This window comes from Arthrobacter sp. K4-10C, from assembly GCF_059090085.1.
On the sequence record NZ_JBNHFI010000017.1, the window covers coordinates 1 to 26,466 of the forward strand.

Sequence of the window (26,466 nt, forward strand, 5' to 3'; positions counted from 1 at the left end):
GCTGTCTCCCTCACCACCAGCGTGGTCCGCCACTCATTCAACAACCCCGACCGGAACGCCACGAACGTGTGCGGCATCCCCGTCAGTGCCTTGGCCAGGCCCAGCAGCCTGCCGCCCCTCGCCGGGGACTCCCGGCGCGCCAGCGCAACTTGCGCCCCGACCCCCGCACCCACCTCATCGGCCGGGACACCTGCTGCGGCCTGCTCCCGCCGCTGCGCCTGATCAAACGCGACGCTGATCTCGGCCTGCCGGGCAGCAGGCAGCGACTTCACATCCTCCAGCACCCGCAGCTGGTCAATCATCCCCGCACCATCGCCGGCGACACGGAAAGAAGCCAGGACCGCGAAAGCATCAGCAACCGCCGAAGCACCACCGCGCCCCGAAGGTACCCCCGCGACTACCCCTGCCGATGCCCCAAACGCCTCCATAAACAAAGTCTTCCAGCACCCACCGACAACCCCGGCCACCCAAAACCCCTATGTGGAAAACGGAACACTGCAACGGCCGGCGGGTGCTGTTCAATGGCATTATGCAGTTCACCAGGAAGGGCCTGAAGGCCGGAGGTTTCGCCGGTTTCCGCCCTATCCAGGACCTCGACCCCATGCGGATCCCGCAGGGAACAGGCCTCTTCGTCGTCGTGGCCCCGGCAGGCTTCCAGCCGCGCTTCCTTGGGAAGAGCACCGCCGGCGTCTTCAAGAAGAAGAACCCGTCCCTCCCCGAACCCGCGCTCACCGCAGAATGGGTGGACGCCGCCGTCGTTCTCTACGTCGGAAAGGCGGGGCCTGGAAGCAAGGGCAACCGGGGTCTCCGCCGCCAGGTTCAGGAATTTGTGGACTTCGGGCAGGGAAAGCCGCCGGGGCACTGGGACGGCCGGGCCATCTGGCAGCTCGCAGATGCAGGATCGCTGTCAATCGCCTGGAAGGAACTGGCGGCGGAACAGCTGAACGATGCGGAAGCCGGTTACCACGCAGCTTTCCTGCAGGAATTCGGGAAGTTGCCGTTCGCCAACCTCGTGCAGGCGCGCACAAAGACCGGCCTCTGACGGCACGACCAAATTGGCGCAGGCAGGAGTTCCGGCGTCCTGCCAGTCAGGCAGGTCCGCGGAGCCGTTCCATCTCGCGGCGGTCCTTCTTGGTGGGGCGGCCCGTGCCCCTGTCCCGCTGCGGCAGGCCCAGCGCCGGCGCGAGTGGCCGCGGCGGTGTGTGGTCGGTAAAGCAGTGCGAGGCCGCTTCCGCCCCCACCCGCTTGGCAATGAGCCGCCGCACTTCAAGAATGCGCTCGTACCCCGGCATCCGGACAGTCACGGTGTCGCCGGCCACCAGGGTGGCAGAAGCTTTGGAGGGGCTGCCGTTCAGCCGGACGTGCCCCGCACGGCAGGCTGCCGTGGCGGCGGAACGGGTCTTGTAGGCGCGGATGGCCCACAGCCAGGCATCAATGCGGACGCTGGCGGGGGAGGAAGGAAGGCTGGTCATGGCTGGCACCGAGTATAACGCCAGCGAGCGCCGGCATTCAGTGCAGTCTCACTCCACTGTCACGCTGACCCGTTGCACCATGTTGTTGCCCATCCCCTGGTAGTTCCAGTTCTGCTCCAGTGGTTGGGTGGCGCCGGTGGCGTCCGTTGCACGGCAGGACAGAATGTGCTCGCCAGGCTCCGCCACCCACGGCAGCGTCCACTTCCGCCACGTGAACCCGCCGGCCGGCTTGTCCAGCTGGGCGGGCAGCCAAGTGCCGTCGATCCCCACCTCCACCCCGGTGACTGCACCCTCGCCCGACCAGGCCCTTCCCTGCAGGAGCACCGGGCCCGGACCCAGTATGCGCTTCCGGGTGAAGAAGTCCGGGACGCCCGGCGGCACCATGAGCGAACGCACCCTGATCCGCGAAACCGGAGTGCCGGCGTCGTCTGCGGAGTCCTGGTAGCGGTAGGCGACCTGCTGCTGGTACCCGGCGAACGGGGCCGTGACCACCTCGATGGACGCGAGCCATTTCACGCTGGCCATGCCGTACCAGCCGGGGACCACGAGGCGGAGGGGATAGCCGTGCTGGGGCGGCAGCTCGGTGCCATTCATTTTGTACGCGAGTACGACGTCGGCACGCAGCGCTTCGCGGATCGGCAGGCTCCGCGCGTAATGGTGGGGGACGCCGCCCTGAACCCCGGCGTCGGCGCCCGTGAAGACCACTTCCACCGCGTTTTGGAGCACGCCGGCCTTGCCCAGGAGGTAAGCGAGGGGAACGCCGGTCCAGTGCGCGGTGCCCACCCCTTCCTGGACCCACGGCTGGCTCATGGGCCGTGGCGAGAGCAGCGACCGGCCGTTCCCGGCGCACTCCAGGGTGACGGGCACCGTGATGGCGGGGTCCTTGCGGAGCGCCGCCATGCTCAGCTCCAACGCGCGCTCCACGGCGCCGCTGATCCTCAGATGCCAGGAAGCGGCGTCGAGGTCCGGGATGTCGAAGTGCGTCAGGACGTAATGCAGCCCCGGCGGCGTGACATCCCGGCGCAGCGCCTCCAGCGGCATGGAGTGGTTCCGGGCTGAGAGCTGCAGCTCTTCCCGGGTCAGGGGGCCGGTGGTGGGTCCGGCCCCCGGCGGGGCCTGCTCCTCCAAGACTCTAGCCGGAGCGGCGGGTTGCTCGGATCGGGAAGTCTGCGTCATGCCACAGGTCTACGCCCGCCCTGGCGGCGCGTCAACGTCCCTTCCCAGGCTACGCCTCCCGCTTGGCCGGGGACTTGGTTTTAGCCGGATCGCGCTCGGCCAGCGAGCCAATGGCGTCGTCGATCTTCTTCATGACCTCCGGCTCCAGCGCCACGCCGGCAGCAGCCACGCTGTCCGCGATCTGCTCCGGCCGGCTGGCGCCCACGATTGCCGACGCCACGTTGGGATTCTGCAGCACCCAGGCGACGGCCAGCTGCGGCATGGAGAGTCCGGCTTCCTCCGCGATGGGCTTGAGGTCCTGCACCCCGGACAGCACATCGTCGCGCATCCAGCGCTCGATCATCTTGGCACCGCCCTTCTCGTCCGTGGCCCGGCTGCCTTCCGGAGCGGGCCGGCCGGGGAGGTACTTGCCGCTGAGGACGCCCTGGGCCATGGGCGACCAGACGATCTGGGACACGCCCAGCTCCTCCGACGCCGGCACCACCTCGGCCTCGATGACCCGCCAGAGCATGGAGTACTGGGGCTGGTTGGAGATCAGCTGGAAGCCGAGCTCCCTGGAGAGGGCGTGGCCTTCGCGCAGCTGCCCGGCCGTCCACTCGCTCACGCCGATGTAGAGCGCCTTGCCCTGCCGGACGATGTCCGCGAACGCCTGCATGGTCTCTTCCAGCGGCGTTTCAAAGTCGTAGCGGTGGGCCTGGTAGAGGTCCACATAGTCGGTCTGCAGCCTGCGCAGTGAGCCGTTGATGGAGTCCATGATGTGCTTGCGGGACAAGCCAAGGTCGTTCTTGCCCTTGGGTCCGGTGGGTCCGTAAACCTTGGTGAAGATTTCCAGGGATTCGCGGCGCTCACCCTTCAGCGCCTGGCCGAGGACGGTCTCCGCTGCCGTGTTGGCGTACACGTCGGCTGTGTCGAAGGTGCTGATGCCCGCGTCCAGTGCGGCCCGCACGCACTGGGCGGCGACGTCGTTCTCCACCTGGGAGCCGTGGGTAAGCCAGTTGCCGAACGTGATTTCCGAGACTTTGAAACCGCTGTTTCCGAGGTATCTGAATTCCATGGGTTTCACGCTAGCCCAGATGGTTGCTCAGGGTAAGGGCTTTTTGCCGTTCGTGGGTCCGCTGCCCGGCGCCGTTTCCCTGAGTACCTGCTGCGGGCCGGACAAGGATACGAGGGATCCGGTGTCCAGCGGCGCGAGGGATGGCGGGTGGGGGGGTTTCTTGAAGGACCTCGGAACCTCGCGCAGCGGCCGGTGGTTGTGCAGGGCGGACTCCACCAGCGGGGCCACCTCGGCCACTTTCTCGGCCGGGACCTGCGGATCCGGCAGGTCCCGCACCGAAAGCTTGATCTCCGGGGACGCTGCGCGCGCCCGTGCCATGGCCCGGGCGTCGGCCTCAGCCACAGCCGAGGCCCAGTCTTCGGCCAGCACGGGCGGCTCACGGCGGGCGGCGGTCAGTGCGGGGTGATGTTCGACGGCGGTGCGCAGCGCCGACTTCAGGTGTGCGGGCTTCAGCGCGGCGCGCCAGTCGCGCGGCTGCCGCCCGTCGCTGTTCCCCGCGGAGGCTTTTCTGAAGGTGCGGGCAAGCAGCCCGGGGCGTGCCGGGCCGGAAGCGGGCGCGGCGGCAGCACCGTCGTCGGCCGCGTCCCTCCGGTCCTGGAGCCGGGTCCCGTAGAGCTGTACCAGCGGGATGGAGTCCTTTCGGGGGCGCCTGCCGAACAGGCCCATCAGGACGATCGCGGCCAGCCGTCCCACACCCGCGAGCACCAGGGTGATGGCGCCCAGGAGAAAGAGGAGGAAAAACATCAGGAAGGCCACGCCCACGGTGCCCAGGAACGTCAGGTTGAGGATGAGCGTATCCGGGTTGTCCACGTCACCTCTCCTCTCTGCAGGCAACGAAAACCGCGCCCGCGCCACTGTGCCTATGCGGCAGCACCTTCTCCACCATACGGATTTTTGATGTTCTGCGCCGCCGCCGGGGGCCGGGGATCCGGGGTTGTAGCAAAGCTGTTACCGGATATGACAGCATCCCGGTATGACAAAAAGTCCAGGGGAAAACTGCGTGTGCCTGTCCGGGGAGCAGTACGGGCAGTGCTGCGGTCGGTTCCACTCCGGCTTGGCGGAGGCAAGCACCGCCGAGCAGCTCATGCGGTCCCGCTACAGCGCCTTTGTGCTCCTCGACGGGAGCTACCTGCTGCGCACCTGGCACCCGGGCAAGGCCCCCGCCACCCTCGATCCGGATCCCGGGATGGACTGGCGCCGCCTGGACATCCTGTCCACCAGCGGCGGCGGTCCGTTCGATACCAGCGGGACGGTCGAGTTCAAGGCCCACTACCGGCACGGCAGCGGGCGCGGGGTCCTGCACGAGGTCAGCAGGTTCGTCCGGGAGGACGGCCGCTGGTACTACATGGACGGAGATGTCCTCGCCTGAGGGGTGGAACAGGACTGGTGGAGCCACGGCTTGCCCACCGGCTTACTCGTCCGCGTAGTCGCTGTCCGGGGTAAACCCGGCCCGGTCCACTTTGCGGTGGAACCTCATGCCGGCGAGTCCGCCCAGGACGGCGCCCACCAGGGCCACAGCAGCAACCACGACGGCGGCGATGATGCTGGTGGTGGTCAGCTGGCCCTCATTGATGGGGATGCGGGGGAAGCTGTTCAGGTTGGCCAGTACATTGAACTGCTGGCCGAACACGAGGCCGAGAATGGATACGAGGATTGCCACGACCAGTGCCCAGATCCAAACCATCATGCCCTGTTTGGCGCCGTTGAAACGCGCCATCCGGCCCGCCACGTAGCCGCCGCAGTAGTAGGACAGGAAGAGGATCACCAGCAGCACGATGATGCTTACCAGGCCCACCGTGCCCTGGTTCTGGGCAGCCTGGTTCATTGCTTCGTTTACGTCTGTGTTGCTGGCAAGGCCCACTGCAGTTCCCGCGGCCGCCACCAGGGCGGTCAGCAGGACCGCCATGCCAGTAGCGGTGAGCCAGCCAAAAAAGGCAGAGCCCACCTTGATTCCGCCGAACTGTTCCTTTTCCCGCGCCACTGCGGTCTGCCGGTCGCTGAGGTTGGGATCGACGGCCGGGGCAGCGGTGTCAGGGGTATAGTCCTGCCCGGCATAGTCGGCAGGCCGCTCCGAATACGTGGCGGCCGGTCCGGCCTCTGCTGCCGGCACCTGGTCGAAGGAGCGCGTGCTCTGGCTGTCCGCGTCCCCGGCGCGGTAGCTTCCGCTCCGGGTGTCATCCTCCCGGGCTCGCCGCGGAGGCAGGTTCTCTGGGTCCGTTGAGCTGCTCATGGCTCAACTCAACCATCGACCCGAGGCGATAGCAAGCGTGCTTACTATTTTGTGACCTGCGGTTTTACCGGTACCTGCGGTGCAGGTTGTCCTTCGTGGAGGGACCCGGAGAGGCATCGGCAATCCACGGACCGGTCCCTTCGGACTGGTCCAGGACCCCTTCCTCCAGCCACATGTAGTCTCCGGCGAGGACCCTGCGGGTCAATCCGTGGTCGCCGTCGTCGGTGTTCCGCCACAGCTGGTCGAAGTACTCCTCCACCCGCACCCGCGCCTGCTCGCAGTACGCCTCGGCCAGCTCATAGGCGCTCGCGGCCTTTTCCGGCGCCGTGCGCAGCAGCATCTCGGCACGCGCGCAGCAGGCGGTCATGGCGAACAGCTCTGCGCCGATGTCCACCACCCGGCCCAGGAATGCCTGCTTCCGCTCCAGCTTGGCCTGCCAGCGGCCCATGCCGTAAAAGGTCTGCCGGGCCAGCCGGCGGGACGAGCGCTCCACAAAGCGCAGCTGTTTGGCCAGCCGGCCGAACTCGCTGTAGGAACGCGGATCCATCCCGGCCCCGGCCACGAGTTTGGGCAGCCACTTCACGTAAAAGCCTGAAGCGCCGACGGCGGCCTTCGCTTTGTCCGACAGGCTGGCATCCATTGACGCGAGGTCGCCCGCGGCCGCCAGGTGTGCGTCCACCGCTTCCCGGGCGATCAGCAGGCGCATGATTTCAGAGGATCCCTCGAAAATCCTGTTGATGCGCAGGTCCCGCAGCTGCTGCTCGGCCGGCACGGCCCGTTCGCCGCGTGCGGCCAGTGATTCCGCCGTCTCGAATCCGCGCCCGCCGCGGATCTGGACCAGCTCGTCCGCGATCCGGCAGCTGATCTCCGTTGCCCACAGCTTGGCAAGGGCGGCTTCGATGCGTACATCCTTCTGGCCGGAATCGGCAAGTTCGGCGGAGAGTTCAAAGACGGCGTCCAGGGCGAACGCGGAGGCGGCGATGAAGGCAACTTTCTTCCCCACGGCCTCATGTTCGCCCACGGGCCTTCCCCACTGCGTGCGGGCGTTGGACCATTCGCGGGCGATCTTCAGGCTCCAGCGTCCCGATGCCACACAAATGGCGGGAATGGAAAGCCGTCCGGTATTAAGCGTGGTGAGGGCAATCTTCAGCCCCTGGCCCTCGCGCCCCAGCCGGTTTGCGGCGGGCACGCGCACCTGGTGGAACCGGGTGACGCCGTTTTCGATGCCGCGCAGGCCCATGAAGGCGTTCCGGTTTTCCACTGTGATGCCAGGAGAGTCCATTTCCACCACGAAAGCGCTGATCCCGCCCTTGTGCCTGGTTCCGTCGGGCCCGGTGTGCGCCGGTACTACCGCCATCACCACCACCAGTTCGGCGATCACCCCGTTGGTGGTCCAAAGCTTCACGCCGTCCAGAAGGTACGCCTCGCCGTCGTCGGTTGGCGTTGCGGTGCTGCCCATCCGGGCGGGGTCGCTGCCCACGTCCGGCTCCGTGAGGAGGAACGCGGTAATGGCGCCTGATGCGCAGCGCGGCAGGTACTCCCGTTTTTGCTCGGGGGTGCCGAACACTTTGACCGGCTCCGGCACGCCGATGGACTGGTGTGCCGAGAGCAGGGCCCCCAGGCTGGGATGGACGCTGCCCAGCAGGGCAAGCGCCCGTCCGTAGTACACCAGGGAGAGTCCCAGGCCGCCGTATTCCTGCGGGATCTTCATGCCGAAGACACCGAGATCGGCCAGGCCGCGGATGTACTCGTCCGGAATCTTCGCCACGCGCTCGATGACACGGCCGTCCATGGTGCGGGAGAACGCGGTGAGCCGGTCCATGAAGGCTTCACCGCGCTCCACGTCCCCGGGATCCGGGGTGGGCCAGGGGTGGACCAGACTGAGGTCGAAGCTCCCCAGATACAGGCCTTTGGCGAAGCTTGGACGGTCCCACTCCGTTTGGCGGGCAGCCTCGGTGACGGCGCGGGCGTCGGCGGCGGTTGCGCCCGCCCCGATGTTGCCGGCGGGTACGGGGGTTTCTTCGGACGGAGCGTCGGTGGACGGGGACTCAGTTGCGGAGGTCATGGGTTATCTCCTTGGCCGGAGTGGCCGGTGTAGCCATGGATCCGCCGGGTTTGGAGAACCCTTCAGCTGTCCCTCAATATTACCCGCGGGTAAGTTCCGGTGCTAGGGGCGGCCTGCGCCTGAAGCTCGCCGGAAACGTCCACCGTGGCGGCGTGGTGCACCAGCCGGTCCCAGGACGCGTTGATGCCGTGGACCACTGCCAGGAGAGTGTTCACAACCACCACCCAGGTCAGCTTTCCGGCACCCAGCAGCACCAGGGCAACCAACCCTGCGGCCAGGACGAAGGCGGCCAGCATGAAGGCGAAGACCAGCGTTCCGATAAAGACCAGAGTGCTGGTTTCCAGTGTGCTTAGGTCGAACTGCATGAATCCCCCTGCTGCGGCGTTGCGGTGGCGAAGATCAGTAGCAGAAGCGTAGGGGTACTTCTTCGCGGGGGACCAGAGCCGCGGCAGCCGGAAACCGCTGTTGATATGGGATCGAAACCCTACGGCGCAGTAGGTCACAAAGCGGTCGCGGCCACTGGGTTAACCTTGTAGCTGGCAGTTTTCCGTTCCTGCCGCCGCCCCCGCCCCGCAAACAGCCCAAGGAGAGTGTGTGCCCCGCTCCGCCAGGTCATCCGCTGACGCGATCAGCGCCCGGCTCCGGGACCTCGAACTCCTCACCAAGGGGCCTGCCTGGGCGTTGACGCGTTCGGCGCCATGGGTGATCGCGGTGCTCCAGGCATCCTTCACGCGTACCCGCCCGCAGCTGCCGCTGGAGGAGTTCCACGCCGACGTCGACTCGTTCCTTGAGGAGCTGCGCCGGCAGGAGCCGGGGCTGGGCGGTGGAGCCAACGGGAAGTCTTTCGGCGATGAATGGACGCGCCGCCAGTTCCTGACCCGGCGGAACCAGTCGGGCAGGATTGTGTACGAGGTGACCGAGCCCGCCGCCCGCGTGCTTGCCTTCCTGGACAGCCTCTCCAGCGAACGCTCCACACTAAACGGGTCCCGCCTGGGCACCCTGCTGGGTGATGTGGAGAAACTGGCCAACGAGACCAACCCGGACCAGAGCGCCCGCCTCGAGTCGTTGGAAGAGGAGATTGAAGAGCGGCAGCAGCTGATCCAGGACATCAGCAGCGGCGAGTTCGACGGGCTGCTGGACGACGACGAAGCGGTGGAGGCCGCCGGCAACATCCTGGACCTCGCGGCGAGCCTGCCCGCGGACTACAAGAAGATGCGTGACCGGATCGAGGAGCTGGTGGGCGAGCTGCGCAACCAGATCATCGAGGAATCCCTGTCCAAGGGCGCCACCATGGCCCAGGTGCTGGAGGCGGACAAGCGGCTCCGGCAGAGCCCGGAGGGCAGGACCTTCCGTTCGTTCACGGCCTTCCTTGAGGACCCGCAGCAGCAGCTGAGGTTCCGCTCCGCCATCGGGGAGGTGCTGAGCCGGCAGTTCGCGGACGACCTGTCGCCCGAAGACCGCGAAACCCTGAAGAACCTGGTGGCTGAATTGCGCCAGCAGCACAGCCAGATCCAGCGCATCTACGGCAAGCTCAGCGAAAGCCTCAACACCTACATCCAGAGTGACGATTTCCGCCAGTCTGTCCGGCTCCGCCAGGTCCTGCGCGAAGCTGAGCAGGCCATCCGGTCCCTTCCCTACGAACGTGACCGCCCGGGCCTGGTACCCGGCCCGGTCCTTTACAACGCGGGTTTCGAGTCCCTCTCCATGGTGAAACTCTTCGACCCCGACGAGTTCGCCGCCCCGCCCAAACTCGCGGACCCCATCGCCTTCAGCGACTCGGACCGGGTGCGCCCGGTGCGGACGGGCAAGGCCAAGCCCCAGGCCATCAGGTCGGCCATGGCCGGAGCGGCGACCCTGGCCGAGGCGTGGCAAAACCTGCCGCCCGAGGAGCAGCACATCAACTCGATCCGGGCACTCCTCTCGCATGCCCTCCACGCCGGCGCGGCCTTTAACCGTGAAGCCGTTGACGGCCTGGACTTTGAACAGATAGACGGCACCACACGGAGGGCCTACCTTCCGGTGGTCACGCTCGCAAAGGATTCTGATGACTGAGGAAATCACCACGGCGGCTCCGGCAGTTGAACGTGCCACCGAAGACCCGGTGGTTGAGCAGATGGGGAGCGAAACCCGGACAAGCCCAGCCATCGGCGCTGTCACCCCGCGCGACACCTTCATCGACGGCGCCGCCCTGTTCCCCGGGGACACCGGCGTGCTGCCCATGAAGGTGCGGCAGGCGCTGGTGAAGCTGCTGAAGGGCCCTTACATCGACGGTGGCCGGGACGAGAAGCTGTGGACCGTGCTGCTGGACAACCAGGTGATCCTGCGCAGCCGGCTGTCCGAGCTGTTCCTCACCATGCAGCTGGACCACGAGCGGAAGATCGCGGTCCTGCGCCCGGTGGATCCGGAGGTGATCGGGGGCAGCGTCCGCTCCAGCATCCTGCGGCAGCAACGTGCGCTGAGCCGGGTGGAGACCATCGTGCTGCTCCGGCTGCGCCTGCTGCTGGACCGGCACGTCACGGCCCAGACCGACCCCACCATCACCCGCGAGGAAATTGCGGACCTGGTGGCCCACTATCAGCCCGCCGGCCAACAGGACGCCCTCCGCGATTCGGATGTTGTCACCCGGGCCATCACCAAGCTCCTGGCCCGCCAGCTCCTGCTTCCTACCGGTTTGGATGACGTCTACACCATCTCCAACGCCCTGCCCCTGGCCCTCCCCTTCGAAAACATCGGTGACATCCCGGCCCACATCGAGGCCCTCGTAGCCGCCTCGACGGACCCCACCGGCACAGAGGCACTGATAGAGCTCGACGGCGGTGACGCGCCGGACGAGGACGGTGCGGATTCCCAAGGTGAGGAAGAAAACGACGACGACGGCGAAGGGGTGGGGGCGGCAGCGCCGTCGTCGTACCCGGCCCCAGCCACGGAAAAGAGCGCCAAGTGAGTATCGCCAGCATGCTTCCGATGGGCGAGGTGACGAACCCGGGCCAGATGCGGCTTGCGCTGGTACAGGTGGTCAACTGGGGAACGTTCCACGGAGCGCACACGATGCACGTGGACCGGGACGGCACGCTGCTGACAGGCAACTCCGGCGTGGGCAAGTCCACATTGTTCGATGCAATGCTGCGGGTGTTCGATGCCCGGCCGCGGTCCAACGAGGCGGCGGCCCAACGCTCGGGCGGGGCCTTGGAGGACAAGCGGACCACGTTCACGTACATGCGCGGCAAGGTGGGCGATAAAGCCGTGGGCGAGGGATCGGCGAGCGCGTTCCAGCGCCCGGGTGCCACATGGTCCGCCGTCGCGCTGACGTTCGACAATGCCGCCGGCACCAAGGTTACGGTTTCGGCGCTGTTCGACCTGCCAAAGAACGGCACCGAATCCAGCGTGGGCCGCTTCTATCTGATCGACAACACGCCCCTCGATTTGGAAGCTGTCGAGGGTATCGCGGACAAGCGGTTTACCAAGGCTGTCCTCGAGGCAACCTTCCCGCACGCGCAGGTCTTCGACGTGCACAAGGCTTTCGCGGAGCGCTTCCGCCGTCTGCTGGGAATCAATTCGGACCAGGCCCTTCCGCTGCTGCGGGTCATCCAGGCCGGGAAGGGGCTGGGCGGAAGCGTCAACACGTTCTTCCGCGACCAGGTCCTGGATGCCCCGGCTACGCTGGCCGCTGCGGATGACGTGGTGGAGGAATTCAGCAACCTGATGTCCATCCGGCAGCGGCTGGAGGACGTCCGGCAGCAGCGCGACCAGCTGGCTCCCGTCCCGGGGCTGAACCGGGAGTACGCGCAGTCGCTCCTGGACGCGAACCGGCTCCGGGAGCTGGCGGGCGGGGAGTTTGAGGCATACCGGCAGCGGCTGGCGGTCACTGTCCACGAGAAGACGCTGGCCCGGTTCAAGGAGCTGGCCCAGGCAAAAGCCAGGGAGCTCGGCGCTGAGCGGACGGTCCGCGACGGCCTTGCAAAGGAACTCCGCCAGCTGGAGACCGATTACAACAGCCAGGGCGGCAACGCGATTTCCGCGATCGAGCAGTCGCTTGAGAACGCCCGGGTGGGGCTGAAGCTCCGGCGGCAAGTGGAGGAGGCGGCACAGCAGGCGCTCGCCGACGCCGGGTTGCGGCTTGAGTGGTCGGCCGAGGGCTGGGAGCAGGCGCATGAGCAGGCGGCAGCCCGGTCGGCTGAGCTGAAGGACGATTCGCAGGCCCTCCAGGAGCTGCGGTTTGAGGCCTTTGACGCCCACGCGACGAAGAAGCGCGAGCTGGCCGCTGCTGAGCAGGAGCTCGTCTCGCTGAAGACGCGCAAGTCCCTGCTGCCGCCGTCGAGCATTGAAAACCGTTCCGCGATTGCTGCCGACACCGGCATCCCGGAGGACCGGATGCCGTTCGCGGGTGAGCTCATGGACCTGGCTGAGGGGGAGGAGCGCTGGCGGCCCGCGGCCGAGCGTGCGCTCCGCAGCCTCGCCACCACGCTGCTGGTTCCCGGCGAGCACTTCGCCGCGGTGACCCGGTACCTGAATGACAACAACGTCCGGGGTGCGTTGCGGGCAGTGGATGTTTCCAAGCCACTGCCCGGCGGTGCAATGGCTGTGGAGGACGCGCGCAACGGCGACCTGCTCACCAAGCTGGACATCCTCGCCAGCGGTGCTGCCGCTGAAGCCGGGGCCTGGATCCGGGAACGGATCGCCGTGGACTTTGCCTACCCCTGCGTGGAGGATCCGGACGAACTGGCCGGCCTGGATAAGGGCCTGAGCCTGGGCGGCGTGGTCAAGCGCAACCGCCACACCGTGGAAAAGGACGACCGCTTCACCAGCCGCCAGGATTACGTCCTCGGCTTCGACAACGCCGCCAAGCTGGAACTCGTGGCGGGCCAGGTGGAGGACCTCCGGCAGGAGGTGGCCAAAGCCGCCGAACTGGCGCAGAGCCGTGAGGACTCGCACCAGGGCATGAGCCGGCAACTGGACGCCTTGCGCCGGATTGCGGAAGACGACCGGCCCTGGGAGCAGGTGTCTGCGGTGGTGGCCGCGGACGAACTGGCGCGCATCGAGCAGCGGCTGAAGGACGCCCTGGCCGCCCAGGCCGACCTTGAACCGCTCCGCGCCACCATCGAGGAGGTGCGGCAGAAGCACCAGTCCAGCACCGAGTCCGCCGCGGTCCTGCAGAGCGAGTACAAGGCCCTGGACCGGCAGCTCACCGCGGCTGATTCCCTGCTGGAAGGCGCCCGCAAACGCCTGGCCCAGGCGCCGCCGTCGGACGCCACCGTGGCCGCGCTGGAGCCGTACTTCGCCGATTTCGGCGACGTGACGGAGATGCACGAGTTGGACAACCTGGCCAACCGGGTGCGGACTGCGCTCCTGGGTGAACTGCACGCGGCGGAGTCCCGCGGCCAGGCCACCGCCGAGCGGCTGACACGGATCTTCGAGGGGTTCGTGCGCGAGTGGGGAAGCGCGATCTCGGCCGACCATGGAACCACCATCGGCGCGGCAAGCGACTTCGAAAGCCGCTACCACGCGATTGTCAGCGACGGACTGCCGGCCCAGGAGGCCGAGTTCAGGCAGTTTTTCAACCAGCGCACGCACGAGTCCTTCAGCACACTGCTGCACCTGCTGGACGAGGAACGCCGCTCCATCACCAGCAGGATCCTGCCCTTGAACGGCATCCTGTCGCAGGTGAACTTCCACGAGGGCAGCTACCTGGAACTGGACATCAAGCAGACCCTGCCGCCCACCGCCAAGCAGTTCAAGGACGCTATCCAGAACGCCCTCAAGGCCCGCCACACCAGGTCTCCGCGCTCCGAGGCCGGCCGGATGGATGCCGCGGGCGCGGAAAAGAACGACGACGACGAGCTCACCGCCCGTTACAAGTCACTGGAGGCCCTGGTCAAGCGGCTGGGTTCGCAGGCGCCCGAGGACCGGCGCTGGCGGGCCGAGGTGCTGGACGTCCGCGGGCACCTGTTCATCCAGTGCAAGGAGCACCGCGAGGTGACCGACGCGGCGTCGGGCAAAAAAGCGGGCAAGAAGTCCGAGGTTTTCATGCACGCGGACACGGGGTCCATGTCCGGCGGCGAGCGGCAGCGCTTCACCGCCTTCATTATGGCCGCCGCGCTGAGCTACCAGCTGGGAATCGCCGAGCAGGGCTTCACCACGTACGGCACCGTGATGATGGATGAAGCCTTCGTCCTGGCCTCCGAGGAATTCGCCGGCGCCGGCATCAAGGCGCTGCACGAGTTCGGGTTCCAGCTGCTGCTCGCCGCCCCGGAGAATGTGATCGACCTGTCCCGGCACCTGGGCTCGGTCACTGAGATCCTCCGGGACAGGCGCACCAACCGCTCCGGCGTCCTGACCGCTCCCGTCATCCGGCCGAGGCCGGGCGAAGAGGGGGCCTGGCGGTCGGAGGCCAACCCGGTGGACATCGTCCTGCGTTAATCCGGAGCCCCCTGTCGTTCGGGCCGGGGCGTAACCTTCACGGTTCTGGACCCCTGCGGGACGACCACTGCCAGGCCGGTGACTACGGCTGCCAGTACGAAAGCGGCAGCGAGCCCCCAGACAGCGGCAACTGCACCTGCGGCCGTTGCGCCGAGGGCCTGCCCAATGACAAGGGCGACAAACAGCAGGGATGTGCCCGTTGCGGCACGTTCGAAGTCGTGTTCCAGCGTCCATGCGATAAGCGCTCCTGTGGCGGCGGTATAGCCCCACCCGAAAGCAACGCAGGCGAGTAGGGCCAGGGCGGTCAGGCCGGACGCTACTCCAAGCGTCCCAGTAGCACCGGCAGCCACGGAGGCACTGAGCGCCCACGCGACCTGTGGACGGAAATGGCTCATCCACCGTGCAGTGGCGATCACGGCGGTCCCACCGAGGCCTAGGGCTATCCATGCCCCGGCCGAAACAGGCCCGCTGGCACCGGAACCGACCAATTGGGCTCGTCCAAAGGTCCACACGGCAGCGGAGCCGGCGCCCATCAAGAGTGCAGCCGCGATGATATTGCAGTGGGCGCCGAACCACGATGCGGGCGGAAGCTTATTCTCGTCAATCGGGCGGCCGGTGCGCTCCCGATCAAGCCGTAGGACCAGGACCGCAACCACCATGGTGAGGCCCGCCACGATGAACCAGGGGAGTCGCCAGTTAGGGAGAAGTACCAATGCCAGCATGCCGGCCATAATCAGTCCCGGCCCGCTGCCTGCGTTCACAATTGACTGTGCGCGATTGTTGTCCCCTCTTTCGACGTTGCGTCCGACGATGGATACGAGGGCAGGTGATGCAAGGCCGGCACCGGCTGAGCTGAGGATCGCGAAAGGGGCAAAAACGCCCGGCTGCGTCGCTGCGGCCATGCCCGCGGCGCCAATGCCGGCACATAGGGCCGCCCCTACGACGAGCCGGCGGGGGCGGGCCGCACCCGCCCGTAAACCAATCAGCGCACCTGCACAGTAGGACAGGGACGCCCCGGACGCTATAAGGCCAGCCGCGGCTGCATCGAAGGAGAGTTCGGCCTGCACATCCGGAAGAAAGAGGCCGTACGCCATGCGGACCAAACCATAGGTGATTGCGATGAAGGTAGTGCCCGCAGCAAGCAGCAGGCCATCGCCGACCCGCACAAACGAAAACGTACGTTTCATTTTGATAGCCTAGGCTATTTCTATGGGAATCCGTTCAAGAACTGAGGCAAAGCTGCTTGATGCCGCGGACGAGCTCTTCTTCACCCGCGGAATTGCCGCTACACCGGTCGACGTGATCCTTGACCGGGCCGGGGTGTCGGCGGCAACGCTCTACCGCGGCTATCCAAGTAAGGAAGCGCTGGTCGCAGCCGCCCTGAACAGGCGACATAAAGCCTGGCTCGACACATGGGACCAGGCCATCGAGCGCCAGGCGACAGAGCGGGGAAAATTGCTGGCGGTCTTCGATGCACTGGACGAGTTCAGGGCACGCCCCAGAGGTGCGCGCTGGTGCGCATTCCTGGGTTCTGCTGCTGAGTATGCCGATACGCCTGCCGAAATCCTCGAAGCCGTGCGGGCAGACACGGATGCGCTTCAAACCCGGCTTGCCGAATTCGCCGTGCCGGTTGTCGGCCGGCAGGCCAAGGCGCTGGCCGAGGAACTGCTGCTCCTGGTCACCGGCGTCCTGGCCATGAGGCTCCGTGGAACTGGGTACGGAACAACAAGTGCACGCCGGGTTGCCGGTGCTCTCATTGATGCCCGGCTGGCTCAACGCAACAGGACCTGACTGCGGTTCGCGGCCGCATCTTTGTGCAACCCGTGGTTCGTTGCTGACCGCAGATGCCGTACCCGCCCACCGGGCCCTTCCCCACGGTCGGCGGGGAAGGGCTTCGTGCTGCACGGGTGAATGTCCGCGCGCTTCGGCTACTTCGCCTGTACCCGGGCCAGGAACTGGGCGGTCCGGTCTTTTAGTCCCTCAATTTGGCGGAGGACCACGGCGGCAGGGTCAGGGTTGATCTCGTTGGCCGGCGGCTCCTTGCGAACGTTGCCGCAGCACAGGAAATCGGCGCAGATCAGCGTGCCCACGGTGTTGCCGTTTCGTCCGGACGGACCGGCGCGCCTGGCCACCCATAGTAGGACGTCTTCCTTGGAGAACACGTCCCTGCACAGCTCGCAGAGCACGGAACGGTTTTTCCGGGCGCCACCCTCGGGGGCGCGCAGCATGATGCCGGTGAGGTTCTTCGGGCCGGGGACCACGAGGTATCCGCGGAGGGGCATCTTCTCGTCCCGCCAGCCCAGGAACTCGAGCTTGTCCCAGTCCAGGGAATCGAAATCCTTGGGGAGGGTGAGTTTTGCTGCCTCGGAGCGGCTGGCGTTGATGAAGGAGGATCGGATCTGTTGGGGCGTGACTGATTGCATGGCTGAACTTTCAAAGATGGGAGCCCCGGAGTACGGGGAAAAGGGCGTGGAGAGTCAGCTGTTCTCCGCGGAGCAGGCCAGAGCGGCCACCCCGCTTTCCATGGCAGCAAGGGCCCTCAAGGCCTTCGGCGTGCGCATTGCTCCTGGTTTCCCCATCTCTTACCGGCTTGCCGGCAATCCCCCGCAGGGGATCCGGCACTGCCATCCTGCCAAAAGCGGCGCTGCCTGTCCAAGAACCCAAGACGCCCCACGTGCTGTGGTCTTCATCACGTAGAGGAATAAGTTACGAAAACCTTGCGTAATCGCTGCAAGGATAGGCTAGCCTTACTCGGGTTCGCTTCATTCACTTAAGGAGTTCCGTGACTTCCCCCCTCTTCTCCGGGCCCAGTGCCACGCGCCGTATGCTGTTCAAGTCGGCCGGCAAAGCCACGGCCGTTCTGGCCGCGGCGGCGCTCACTCTCTCCGCCTGCTCCACTGGCCCCGCCTCCTCCACTACGGACGCCGGCGCTTCCAGCTCCAGCAGCTCTCAGTTCCCCGTCACCATCGAGCATGTTTTCGGCAAGACCACCATCGAAAAGCAGCCCACCCGGGTAGCCACGGTTTCATGGGTCAATGACGACGTCGCCATTGCACTGGGTGTTGTTCCCGTCGGCGTCCCCAAGAATGAGTGGGGCGGCAACGACCAGGGCTCCACCCCCTGGAAGGACGCAGCACTCGAAAAGCTCGGCGCCGGCTTCGGATCCGACAAGGCCCCGGTCCAGTACTCCGAGGCTGACGGCATCAACTTCACCGAGATCGCCAAGCTCACCCCGGACGTCATCCTCGCCGCCTACTCCGGCCTGACCGAGGAGGACTACAAGAAGCTCACCGAGATCGCCCCCGTTGTGGCGCACCCTGAGCTGGCCTACGGAACCTCCTGGCAGGACTCCACCTCCATCATTGGAAAGGCCCTCGGCAAGGACGCCGAAGCCACCCAGCTGATCTCGGACACCGAGGCCACCATCAAGGAAAAGGTCTCCGAGTTCCCGCAGATCCAGGGCAAGAGCTTCATCTACGGCAACCTCGAGCCCGCCAAGGGCGACGGCGTCAACGTCTACACCGCCAACGACAACCGCCCCCGCTTCCTCTCGGAAATCGGCATGAAGCTCGCTCCCGTGGTTGAGGACAACTCCAAGGGCTCCAAGGAATTCTTCATCCTGTGGTCCGCAGAAAAGGCCAACGAGCTTGACTCCGACGTCTTCGTGACCTGGGTTCCGGACGCTTCCACGGCCGACGCCATCAAGGCAGATCCGCTGCTCGGCCAGATCCCAGCCATCAAGAACGGTGCCCTGGTCGCCGACTCGGACAACACCCTGACGCTGTCCATCTCCGCCGCCTCCCCGTTGAGCCTGCCGTGGTCGCTGGACACGTTCCTGCCGCAGCTTGCGGGCGCAGTGGATAAAGCCACCGGCGCAGCGAAGTAAGCACCGTCCCATGACGCACAGTACGACGACGGCGGCCTCCCGCGGAGGGGACACCGGCGCCAGGGCGCCGGCGGAAGGACCGAAGGGTCTGTTCCGGGGCGCCGCCTCCGGGGGGAGGCGGGCCGCCTGGCTGCTGGCCGCCGTCGCCGTACTGGCGATCCTGGCCGGGGCGTCCCTGGCCATTGGTGCAAGGGGCCTTCCCCTCGGCACCGTGTGGGAGGCACTTACGTCCTTCGACCCCGCAAACGGCGACCACGCAGTGGTCCACGCCCGCATCCCCCGAACCGTGCTTGGCCTGCTGGCCGGCGGCGCGCTGGGCCTTGCCGGCGCAGCAATGCAGGGCGTCGCCCGTAACCCGCTCGCCGATCCCGGCATTATTGGCGTCAACGCCGGAGCCGCGCTGGCCGTGGTCACCGGCATCTACCTCTTCGGTGTTGCCTCGTTCTCCGGCTACATCTGGTTCGCCTTCACCGGGGCGGCGATTGCCGCCGTCGTGGTGTACCTCATCGCTTCGCTGGGCCGGGAAGGCGCCACGCCCGTCAAACTTGCCCTGGCCGGGGCCGCGCTCAGTGCCGGCCTGTACTCCCTGATGAACGTCATCCTGGTTTCAAGCCAGGACACGCTGGACCGCTTCCGGTTCTGGCAGGTAGGCGGCGTTGCCGGCCGCGACTGGTCGGTGGTCCTGCCCGGGATACCCTTCCTGGCCGTCGGCGTTGTCATTGTGCTCCTGACCGGACGCATCCTCAACAGCCTTGCCCTCGGCGACGACATCGCCCGGGGACTGGGGCAGCGGGTGGGCCTGACTCGCGCCGTGACTGCCCTGGGCATCGTCCTGCTCTGCGGCACGGCCACGGCCCTTGCCGGGCCGATCGCCTTCGTGGGCCTGGTGGTTCCGCACGCCGTCCGCTTCCTCACCGGCCCCGACTACCGCTGGATCCTGCCGTTTTCCCTGGTGGCGGCCCCGGTACTCCTGCTCGCTGCCGACATCATCGGCCGCGTGGTGCTGCTCCCCGGCGAAGTTCCGGCCGGCATCATGACTGCCCTGGTGGGCGCACCCGTATTCGTCTGGCTGGTCCGCTGCGGCAAGGGGGCCGGACTGTGACACTCCTCAAGCCCCGCGAGATGGCACCCAGCAGCAGTGCCGGGCACAAACATCGGCTTTTTCTGCCATCCCGCGTGCTGAACCGAACTGCGGTACTGGCTGCCGCCGTCGTCATCCTCTTCGCGGTGTACGTCCTGCTCGGCAGCTACACCGTGACCATCCCGGACTTCTTCAAAATCCTGGTTGCGCATCTGACCGGCGGTGAAAAAATCCCCGGTGCCAGCTTCATCGTGATGGAGAACAAACTGCCCCGGGCAGTGACCGGCACCATGATCGGCCTCGCATTCGGACTCGCGGGTGCCCTGTTCCAGACCATGCTCCGCAACCCGCTCGCCAGCCCCGACATCATCGGCATCAGCTACGGGGCCAGCGCCGCGGCGGTCATCGCCATCGTCATCTTCGGTGCATCCGGAGCAGTCGTCTCCGGCGCCGCCCTGGCCGGTGCCCTGGCCGTGGCCGCACTGATCTACGCAATCTCCGCCGGCGGCACCCTGCGCGGAACCAGCCGCGGCAACGCTGCCGGCAACCGCCTGGTCCTCGCCGGGGTCGGCATCGCCGCCGCCCTCCACGCAGTGGTCAACTTCCTGATGACCCGCGCCGACATCCGCACCGCAGCCGACGCCCTCGTCTGGCTCAACGGCTCCCTGAATTCCGCCAACTGGGACCGGGCCGGCATCCTGTTCCTCGCCCTCGTGGTCCTCATCCCCGCGGCCGCCATCATCGCCGGGCCGCTGCGGATCCTTGAGCTCGGTGACGACGCTGCCGCTGGCCTGGGCATCCGCGTCAACGCATCCCGCCTCGCCCTGGTGATCATCGCCGTCACCCTGGCGGCAGTGGCGACGGCGGCAGCCGGCCCCGTTTCCTTCGTCGCCTTCCTGGCCGGGCCGATCGCCCGCCGCTTCGCCGGCAAGGCCAGCCTGCCGGCGTCGGCCCTGGTGGGAGCGCTCATTGTCCTCGCGGCCGACTACTTCGCCGCCAACCTTGCCCCCTTGCTGCTGGACGGCACCGTCCTGCCGGTCGGCGTGATCACCGGCGCGCTCGGCGCCCCCTTCCTGCTGTGGCTCCTGGTCACCGCCAACCGAAAGGACGCCTGACGTGGCAGTTCTCAACGCCAAGGACCTGACGCTGAAATACGATCAGCGCTGCGTGGTGGACGGCCTCAGCGCCGAAATCCCCGAGGGCAAGGTGACCATGATCGTGGGCGCCAACGCGTGCGGAAAATCAACGCTGCTCCGCGGCCTGTCCCGGCTCCTCAAACCCGCGGCCGGCACCGTAACGCTTGACGGCAAGGACATCCACGCCCGCCCCGCACGGGAGCTGGCGCGCATCCTTGGCCTCCTGCCGCAGCACCCCACCGCCCCGGACGGGATCACGGTCCGCGACCTGGTGGGCCGCGGCCGCTACCCGCACCAGGGCTTCTTCCGCAGCTGGAGCGACAAGGACGACGCCGCGGTGCAGCGCGCGCTGGAAGCGACCGAGACGCTGGCCCTCGCCGGGCGCGACGTGGACGAACTCTCGGGCGGGCAGCGCCAGCGGGTATGGATCGCCATGGCCCTCGCCCAGGAGACCGACGTCCTGCTGCTGGATGAGCCCACCACCTACCTTGACCTCGCCCACCAGGTGGAGGTCCTGGACCTCGTGACGGACCTGAACCGCAAGCGCGGCACCACCGTTGCCATCGTCCTGCACGACCTCAACCTCGCCGCCCGCTATGCGGACAACGTCATCGCCATGAAGGGCGGCGCGGTGGTGGCCGTGGGCAACCCGCGGGAGGTGGTTACCGAAAGCCTGGTGCGCAACGTGTTCAACCTTGACTCCCGGGTCATCCCGGATCCCGTGTCCGGAACCCCGCTGATCATTCCCATCGGCCGCCACCACGTCCCCGCCACCGAACTGGAGCTTGTTTCATGAAGACACGAGAAGTTGCGTCCACAGAGCCGATGACCCTGGCGTTCGAGGTCACCGTGTCCTCGGTCCGGGAACTCAGCCCCAATTTCCGCAGGATCACGTTCGGGGGGTACTCCCTTCGGGACTTCGGGGTCCACGGGGACACCCTTGACCTCCGGATCAAACTCATGATCCCGTCCCTCGCAGCCGACGGCACACAGATTCCGTTGCCGGTCTTTGAGATGGCCCAGGCAGGCTGGTACCGCGAGTGGCTGGCCATGGATCCCGCAGTCCGTGGCTCGATGCGCACCTACACGGTGCGGCAGTCCCGGCTGGACGCCGTGTATCCGGAGATCGACGTCGACTTCGCCATGCACTTCGATAACCAGGGCAACGGCGGGCCCGCCGCGAACTGGGCCCTCAACGCAAAGCCGGGCGACGCCATCACCATCATCGGCCCCAACAACCGGGCCGCCCACTGCGTCACCGCAGAAATCTACTCCGGCATCGAATGGCGCCCCGGCCTGGCCCAGCGCGTCCTGCTTGCCGGTGACGAAACGGCCATCCCCGCCATCTCCGCCATCCTGGAAAGCCTGCCCGGGTACATGACCGGCCACGCCTTCCTCGAGGTGCCCGAGGCCGGCGACTTCCTGGAACTCAGCTCACCCGCCGACGTCGAAATCACCTGGCTCGCGCGCGGAGCGCAGATCGGACGGTCCCGTCCGCACGGCGAACTGCTCCAGGAAGCGGTCCGCAAAGCCGTGCCCGTGCCCGGCTGGGTCGGGATCAAAGAGGTCGACGGCGGTGCCGGGCCCGAGCCCGAAGACGTCAACGTGGACGTGGACATCCTCTGGGAAACCCCTTCACGGATGGAAACCTCCGAGATCATCGCCACAAAGAACCCGGACATGCCCGCCGGTGCCATGCCCTTCTACGCCTGGATTGCAGGCGAGGCAGCCGTCATCAAGGACATGCGCCGGTACCTCGTCCGGGACGTGGGCATCGACCGGAAGCAGGTCGCCTTCATGGGTTACTGGAGGCAGGGCAAAGCCGAGGGATAACCGGTTGGGCACGCCACCCAACGCTCTCGCAGATCCTGCGGCATAACCCACAACGCTCTTTCACCTTTTGCGCCCATAACGCGGACGCTCTTGCACCTGCTGTTCATCCCGGCGTCGTACGTTCTTCTCCTTCCCACGCTAGGTTGTGCGGGTGGTGCCTGAGCCTGTGCTTCCCCAGAGAGGACGCCGGGTGTTTGTTGCCCTTGGGGACTCGTTCACGGAAGGCGTGGGGGACCGGGACGAACGGCTGCCCAACGGGGTGCGGGGCTGGGCTGACAGGGTGGCCGAGAAGCTGGCCAAGGCCCACCCGGGCTGGAGGTATGCAAACCTGGCCATCCGAAGCAAGCGGCTCCGGCACATCATCGAGGAGCAGCTGGCGCAGGCCCTGCAGATGAAGCCCACGCTGGTCACCCTCTACGCGGGCGGAAACGACATCCTCGACCTGAAGACCGACATGGCCATGCTCATGGCTGACTACGAAGGGCTCGTCCGGCAGCTGGCGGGAACCGGGGCCACGCTGGTCCTGTTTACCGGGTTCGACGTCAAGGTGTCTGCGCTGCTCGAACCGCTGAAGCGACGCAACGCCTTCTACAACGAGCGGGTCCGTGAAATCGCCGCCAAGTACGGCGCCGTCCTGGTGGATTACTGGTGCCTGGACGCCTTCCACGACCCGCGGATGTGGGACTCGGACCGGCTCCACATGTCCAAGGCCGGGCACAAGTACCTGGCCGGGCAGGTGCTGGACCAGCTCGGAGTGCCGCACAAGATCAGGCCAAAGGACTGGGAACCGCCAACCCCGCTCACCCTGCGGGAGTGGGAACGCCGCCAGCGGCGCTGGGTCAACGACTGGGTCCTGCCGCTCTTCGGACGCAAACTGCGGGGCATCACCCTGGGCGACCGACTCACTCCGCGCTGGCCCGAACCGGTCAAAGTCCCCGCGAAAGGCGGGCTGAAGAAGCTGGCGGCAGAATCACGCGCCGCGGCGGAAAAGACCTAACTGTCCAGCAGGTTCTCGAAGCCCGGCGCCACCCGGCCTGCGTGGAACTCCACCACCTCGAAGTCGGCCACGCCGTTGGAGTAAAACGGGTCCTGTGCCAGGCTTGCGTCCAGCGTCGCGCGGTCCGCCCGGGACAGCAGCAAGCCTCCCGTCCGTGGAACTTTGCGGCCCGCGGCGATGAAGACGCCGTCCTCGAATGCTTTCTGCAGCCAGGCGATGTGCGCGTCATTGTGGAAATCGACGATGTCCTGCGGAACCCGGTAGCTCAGGGAGACAACATACATGCGCTTCAGCCTACCGGGGCGGCTGGCCGCCTGACTCGACGGCGCGTGGCGGGCGGCGTCGCGACGGGGGCGTCGCTTGAAAGATCAATCGTAGAATAAGGAAATGACCGAACCGCGGTGGCTCAACGCCGACGAACGACGTGCCTGGCTGGCCCTCGTCAGCATCAACACCCTGCTTCCCGCAGCCCTCGACACCAAACTGCATGCTGCCGGCAAACTGTCGCTGTTCGACTACACGGTTTTGGCCATGCTGTCGGAGGCGGATGAGCGGTTCCTGCCCATGAGCGAGCTCGCCGCCCGCAGCAGTGCATCCCTGTCCAGGCTTTCGCACGTGGTGACCAAGCTGCAGAAGCGCGGCTGGGTGGAGCGCCGGCCGCACCCCCACGACGCCCGTGTCACCATCGCGCACCTCACCGAGGAGGGCATGGCAACCATCGTTGGGCTGGCGCCTGACCACGTGGAGTCGGTCCGCGACCTCTTCCTTGACGCCCTCACGGAGCAGGACGTCCTGGACCTGGCCAGAATCGGCGAGAAGGTGGTGGGCCGCCTGGACGCCGACCACTGGATCCTGCGCGAAAACTAGTCCCCCGGCCAGTTGGTTGCTCCCGGCAACGGATGGCAAACTAGCCGCTATGGATTTCACCTCCCGCTTCGTAGCCATTGGCGATTCCTTTACCGAGGGTGTGGGCGACGACGACCCCAGCCGTCCCAACGGCGTCCGGGGCTGGGCGGACCGTGTGGCCGAACAGCTTGGCGCCGTGGATCCCGGTTTCGGCTACGCCAATCTCGCCATCCGCGGAAGGAAACTCCGGCAGATCCTGGCTGAGCAGGTGGACGCCGCCGTCGAACTCAAACCCACCCTGGTGAGCATCTACGCGGGCGCCAACGACATCCTCCGGCCCCGCATCGACATTGACGACCTGCTGGCAGAGTACGACGACGGCGTCCGCAAGTTGGCTGCCACCGGCGCCACAGTGGTTATGTTCACCGGATTCGACGCCCGCGGGTCGAAAGTGTTCGGCACCATGCGCGGACGCACAGCCATCTACAACGAGCTGGTCCGCGGCATCGCAGGCGATCACGGTGCCCTACTGGTGGATTACTGGCGCTTCAGTGAGTACTACGACTGGGGCATGTGGGCCCGCGACCGGATGCATATGTCCTCGGCCGGGCACGCCAATATGGCCAAACGGGTGTTGGAGGTGCTCAAGTATGACCACTCCATCGACATCCCGCCCATGACGCCGGTTCCGGAACTGACCGGGACCGAGGCGATCCGGGCCAACGCGCGGTGGTTCCGGGAATACGCCGGCCCGTGGGTGGTCCGCCGCGTAACGGGCAAGTCGTCCGGCGACAACCTCTCGCCCAAGTACCCCCAGCTGACCCGGCCCTAGGCGTGCGAGGTGGCACCGCCGTCGGCGCTGCTTATACACCCATTCGGCCCGGATTGGTCTTTAATTGCGTGAACTCGTAGACTTGGTAGGCGCTAAGTGCGCGGAGCGTGCGCAATTGCTCCGGTTGCCCGGTAGTTTCTCCAGGGCGGCCGGTAGTTAGGGGCTCAAGTTGCGTGACTAACCGTTCGCCCTTCTACATTTCGGGTCGCCCTTAGCAGCATGGTCCAGCAGCAGATATGCGGATCATTACATTCAATTCTTGAGGAGAAGTCATGGCAGCACACTGCCAAGTGACCGGGGCCGAGCCGGGCTTTGGGCACAGCATTTCGCACTCGCACCGCCGCAACAAGCGTCGGTTCGATCCGAACATCCAGAAGAAGCGCTACTGGGTTCCGTCCCTGCGCCGTAACGTCACGCTGCAGGTCTCTGCACGTGGCATCAAAACCATCGACGTACGCGGCATCGACGCAGTCGTCGCCGAGATCCTGGCTCGTGGGGTGAAGCTCTAATGGCAAAGGACAAGGACGTACGTCCGATCATCAAGCTCAAGTCGACTGCGGGCACGGGTTACACCTACGTAACCCGCAAGAACCGTCGTAACGACCCGGACCGCCTGGTCCTGAAGAAGTACGACCCCAAGATCCGCCAGCATGTCGAATTCCGAGAGGAGCGCTAAACCATGGCTAAGAAGTCCAAGATTGCTCGCAACGAGCAGCGCAAGGTCATCGTTGAGCGTTACGCTGCCAAGCGCCTCGAGCTGAAGAAGACCCTGGTTGACGAGAACGCAACCGACGAAGCACGCGAAGCGGCCCGCCTGGGCCTGCAGAAGCTGCCCCGCAACGCGTCCCCGATCCGTCTGCGTAACCGCGACATCATCGACGGCCGCCCCCGCGGTACCTTCCAGAAGTTCGGTATCTCCCGTGTCCGCTTCCGCGACATGGCCCACAAGGGCGAACTTCCGGGCATCACCAAGTCTTCCTGGTAATCCCGCAAGGCTGATTCCAGCTACTTGGGAAAGGGCCGGCAACCATCACGGTTGCCGGCCCTTTCTGGTTTAACGCCCGGGCCTTCGGGATGGCCTGTCTCCACGCGGGTGCTGTGCTGCAGCACACATAGAAGAATTACGACGGCGGGAGCGCGCCCAGGTGCCCTTCCTGGCCTCTTCTGCCCCGGATTTCCGCGGTTTTTATGACCGCCCCGGGGCGATTTGCGGCGGGGTTGGCCGGGGTGTATTGTTTTCTAAGTCGCCGCGGGGGAGACAGTGAAGAGCTGGTTACCGCGGGCGGCCAAACCCCTAAAATAAAGCCAAAATCTGGTGGCTCCTTGGAGTGCTGGAAAGTGGTGGGGGCGGTCTTCCTGCCGGTGGGAATCCTGGGATATGGATTTGCGTCGGGGTGGGTGGTCGGGTAAGTTTGAAAAGTTGCTCCGGAGCGATCTTGGA

The 26,466-nt window shown here is 66.4% G+C and carries 28 protein-coding genes and 1 pseudogene; 18 read left to right on the top strand and 11 right to left on the bottom strand.

The genetic code is table 11. From position 1 onward, the window contains the following. Positions 1-302 (bottom strand): annotated as a pseudogene (locus AC5RUU_RS19075) (HNH endonuclease); the annotation flags it as partial. Between the two features lie 227 nt (positions 303-529). Here AC5RUU_RS19075 and AC5RUU_RS19080 point away from each other — a divergent pair. Next, a complete protein-coding gene (locus AC5RUU_RS19080; RefSeq protein WP_493976777.1) occupies positions 530-1,042 on the top strand; it encodes a hypothetical protein in 513 nt (170 codons plus the stop codon). A 46-nt stretch (positions 1,043-1,088) separates the two neighbouring features. On the opposite strand, the gene AC5RUU_RS19085 is transcribed toward AC5RUU_RS19080, so the two are convergent. The 4 genes from AC5RUU_RS19085 to AC5RUU_RS19100 are packed head-to-tail and all read right to left on the bottom strand — an operon-like array spanning position 1,089 to position 4,512. Further along, positions 1,089-1,472 (bottom strand): RNA-binding S4 domain-containing protein, encoded by a 384-nt coding sequence (locus tag AC5RUU_RS19085; protein ID WP_493976778.1) that lies wholly within the window; start codon positions 1,470-1,472, stop codon positions 1,089-1,091. 48 nt (positions 1,473-1,520) lie between these two features. After that, on the bottom strand, positions 1,521-2,648 hold the full coding sequence (locus tag AC5RUU_RS19090; protein WP_493976779.1) for a sulfite oxidase: 1,128 nt from the start codon (positions 2,646-2,648) through the stop codon (positions 1,521-1,523). A gap of 49 nt (positions 2,649-2,697) precedes the next feature. After that, the gene (locus tag AC5RUU_RS19095) at positions 2,698-3,702 is read right to left on the bottom strand and encodes an aldo/keto reductase family protein (RefSeq protein ID WP_493976780.1); all 1,005 of its coding nucleotides are present in this window, start codon (positions 3,700-3,702) and stop codon (positions 2,698-2,700) included. A 27-nt stretch (positions 3,703-3,729) separates the two neighbouring features. Continuing rightward, positions 3,730-4,512: a hypothetical protein gene (locus tag AC5RUU_RS19100; RefSeq protein ID WP_493976781.1), complete on the bottom strand. Its 783-nt coding sequence runs from the start codon at positions 4,510-4,512 to the stop codon at positions 3,730-3,732. 163 nt (positions 4,513-4,675) lie between these two features. Here AC5RUU_RS19100 and AC5RUU_RS19105 point away from each other — a divergent pair, with 163 nt between their 5' ends. Then, positions 4,676-5,071, top strand: a complete 396-nt coding sequence (locus AC5RUU_RS19105; RefSeq protein WP_493976782.1) for a YchJ family protein — start codon at positions 4,676-4,678, stop codon at positions 5,069-5,071. Positions 5,072-5,113: 42 nt separating this feature from the next. On the opposite strand, the gene AC5RUU_RS19110 is transcribed toward AC5RUU_RS19105, so the two are convergent. From AC5RUU_RS19110 to AC5RUU_RS19120, 3 genes are all read right to left on the bottom strand, one after another. Further along, the gene (locus AC5RUU_RS19110; protein ID WP_493976783.1) at positions 5,114-5,932 is read right to left on the bottom strand and encodes a TIGR04086 family membrane protein; all 819 of its coding nucleotides are present in this window, start codon (positions 5,930-5,932) and stop codon (positions 5,114-5,116) included. Between the two features lie 64 nt (positions 5,933-5,996). Next, positions 5,997-7,997, bottom strand: coding sequence for an acyl-CoA dehydrogenase family protein (locus AC5RUU_RS19115; protein ID WP_493976784.1), 2,001 nt, complete (start codon positions 7,995-7,997; stop codon positions 5,997-5,999). A gap of 62 nt (positions 7,998-8,059) precedes the next feature. After that, positions 8,060-8,362 carry a hypothetical protein gene (locus AC5RUU_RS19120; RefSeq protein ID WP_493976785.1) on the bottom strand — a complete coding sequence of 101 codons (303 nt, stop codon included), beginning with the start codon at positions 8,360-8,362 and terminating at the stop codon, positions 8,060-8,062. 229 nt (positions 8,363-8,591) lie between these two features. On the opposite strand from AC5RUU_RS19120, the gene AC5RUU_RS19125 reads away from it, so the two are divergent. Genes AC5RUU_RS19125 through AC5RUU_RS19135 form a run of 3 tightly spaced genes read left to right on the top strand, consistent with a single transcriptional unit; the run spans position 8,592 to position 14,414 of the window. Further along, positions 8,592-10,049 (top strand): DUF3375 family protein, encoded by a 1,458-nt coding sequence (locus AC5RUU_RS19125; RefSeq protein ID WP_493976786.1) that lies wholly within the window; start codon positions 8,592-8,594, stop codon positions 10,047-10,049. Then, on the top strand, positions 10,042-10,941 hold the full coding sequence (locus tag AC5RUU_RS19130) for a DUF4194 domain-containing protein (protein ID WP_493976787.1): 900 nt from the start codon (positions 10,042-10,044) through the stop codon (positions 10,939-10,941). The genes AC5RUU_RS19125 and AC5RUU_RS19130 overlap by 8 nt, the downstream gene beginning before the upstream one ends. Beyond that, positions 10,938-14,414 carry an ATP-binding protein gene (locus AC5RUU_RS19135; protein ID WP_493976788.1) on the top strand — a complete coding sequence of 1,159 codons (3,477 nt, stop codon included), beginning with the start codon at positions 10,938-10,940 and terminating at the stop codon, positions 14,412-14,414. Before AC5RUU_RS19130 ends, AC5RUU_RS19135 begins: the two co-directional genes overlap by 4 nt. On the opposite strand, the gene AC5RUU_RS19140 is transcribed toward AC5RUU_RS19135, so the two are convergent. Further along, positions 14,411-15,601 carry an MFS transporter gene (locus AC5RUU_RS19140; protein WP_493976789.1) on the bottom strand — a complete coding sequence of 397 codons (1,191 nt, stop codon included), beginning with the start codon at positions 15,599-15,601 and terminating at the stop codon, positions 14,411-14,413. The two genes, AC5RUU_RS19135 and AC5RUU_RS19140, sit on opposite strands and share 4 nt — an antisense overlap. Positions 15,602-15,623: 22 nt before the next feature. Between AC5RUU_RS19140 and AC5RUU_RS19145 the strand changes: the two genes are divergently transcribed. Further along, complete coding sequence (locus AC5RUU_RS19145; RefSeq protein WP_493976790.1) at positions 15,624-16,205, top strand: TetR/AcrR family transcriptional regulator; 582 nt, start codon at positions 15,624-15,626, stop codon at positions 16,203-16,205. Between the two features lie 137 nt (positions 16,206-16,342). On the opposite strand, the gene AC5RUU_RS19150 is transcribed toward AC5RUU_RS19145, so the two are convergent. Further along, positions 16,343-16,837, bottom strand: coding sequence for an FBP domain-containing protein (locus AC5RUU_RS19150; protein ID WP_493976791.1), 495 nt, complete (start codon positions 16,835-16,837; stop codon positions 16,343-16,345). On the opposite strand from AC5RUU_RS19150, the gene AC5RUU_RS19155 reads away from it, so the two are divergent. From AC5RUU_RS19155 to AC5RUU_RS19185, 7 genes are all read left to right on the top strand, one after another. Further along, positions 16,836-17,111, top strand: a complete 276-nt coding sequence (locus tag AC5RUU_RS19155) for a hypothetical protein (RefSeq protein WP_493976792.1) — start codon at positions 16,836-16,838, stop codon at positions 17,109-17,111. The genes AC5RUU_RS19150 and AC5RUU_RS19155 overlap by 2 nt on opposite strands. Before the next feature lie 85 nt (positions 17,112-17,196). Next, positions 17,197-18,300, top strand: a complete 1,104-nt coding sequence (locus AC5RUU_RS19160; RefSeq protein WP_493976793.1) for an iron-siderophore ABC transporter substrate-binding protein — start codon at positions 17,197-17,199, stop codon at positions 18,298-18,300. A gap of 10 nt (positions 18,301-18,310) precedes the next feature. Next, positions 18,311-19,402: a FecCD family ABC transporter permease gene (locus tag AC5RUU_RS19165; RefSeq protein ID WP_493976794.1), complete on the top strand. Its 1,092-nt coding sequence runs from the start codon at positions 18,311-18,313 to the stop codon at positions 19,400-19,402. A gap of 20 nt (positions 19,403-19,422) precedes the next feature. Beyond that, a complete protein-coding gene (locus AC5RUU_RS19170) occupies positions 19,423-20,496 on the top strand; it encodes a FecCD family ABC transporter permease (RefSeq protein ID WP_493976801.1) in 1,074 nt (357 codons plus the stop codon). 1 nt (position 20,497) lies between these two features. After that, positions 20,498-21,313, top strand: coding sequence for an ABC transporter ATP-binding protein (locus AC5RUU_RS19175; protein WP_493976795.1), 816 nt, complete (start codon positions 20,498-20,500; stop codon positions 21,311-21,313). Further along, positions 21,310-22,350, top strand: a complete 1,041-nt coding sequence (locus tag AC5RUU_RS19180) for a siderophore-interacting protein (RefSeq protein ID WP_493976796.1) — start codon at positions 21,310-21,312, stop codon at positions 22,348-22,350. The genes AC5RUU_RS19175 and AC5RUU_RS19180 overlap by 4 nt, the downstream gene beginning before the upstream one ends. Positions 22,351-22,540: 190 nt before the next feature. Continuing rightward, positions 22,541-23,347 carry an SGNH/GDSL hydrolase family protein gene (locus AC5RUU_RS19185; RefSeq protein WP_493976797.1) on the top strand — a complete coding sequence of 269 codons (807 nt, stop codon included), beginning with the start codon at positions 22,541-22,543 and terminating at the stop codon, positions 23,345-23,347. On the opposite strand, the gene AC5RUU_RS19190 is transcribed toward AC5RUU_RS19185, so the two are convergent. Then, positions 23,344-23,631, bottom strand: a complete 288-nt coding sequence (locus AC5RUU_RS19190) for a YciI family protein (protein WP_493976798.1) — start codon at positions 23,629-23,631, stop codon at positions 23,344-23,346. The two genes, AC5RUU_RS19185 and AC5RUU_RS19190, sit on opposite strands and share 4 nt — an antisense overlap. A 103-nt stretch (positions 23,632-23,734) precedes the next feature. Here AC5RUU_RS19190 and AC5RUU_RS19195 point away from each other — a divergent pair, with 103 nt between their 5' ends. The 5 genes from AC5RUU_RS19195 (at position 23,735) to rpsN (ending at position 26,010) form a co-directional block, all read left to right on the top strand. Beyond that, entirely contained in the window at positions 23,735-24,214 is a 480-nt protein-coding gene (locus AC5RUU_RS19195) for a MarR family winged helix-turn-helix transcriptional regulator (protein WP_493976799.1), read from the top strand. A gap of 49 nt (positions 24,215-24,263) precedes the next feature. Further along, positions 24,264-25,025: an SGNH/GDSL hydrolase family protein gene (locus tag AC5RUU_RS19200; RefSeq protein ID WP_493976800.1), complete on the top strand. Its 762-nt coding sequence runs from the start codon at positions 24,264-24,266 to the stop codon at positions 25,023-25,025. 272 nt (positions 25,026-25,297) lie between these two features. Then, the gene (gene rpmB / locus AC5RUU_RS19205) at positions 25,298-25,534 is read left to right on the top strand and encodes a 50S ribosomal protein L28 (RefSeq protein ID WP_009358852.1); all 237 of its coding nucleotides are present in this window, start codon (positions 25,298-25,300) and stop codon (positions 25,532-25,534) included. Next, a complete protein-coding gene (gene rpmG, locus AC5RUU_RS19210; RefSeq protein ID WP_003798558.1) occupies positions 25,534-25,701 on the top strand; it encodes a 50S ribosomal protein L33 in 168 nt (55 codons plus the stop codon). Before rpmB ends, rpmG begins: the two co-directional genes overlap by 1 nt. Positions 25,702-25,704: 3 nt before the next feature. Then, positions 25,705-26,010, top strand: a complete 306-nt coding sequence (gene rpsN, locus AC5RUU_RS19215; RefSeq protein ID WP_009358853.1) for a 30S ribosomal protein S14 — start codon at positions 25,705-25,707, stop codon at positions 26,008-26,010. The last annotated feature ends 456 nt before the right edge of the window (positions 26,011-26,466 follow it).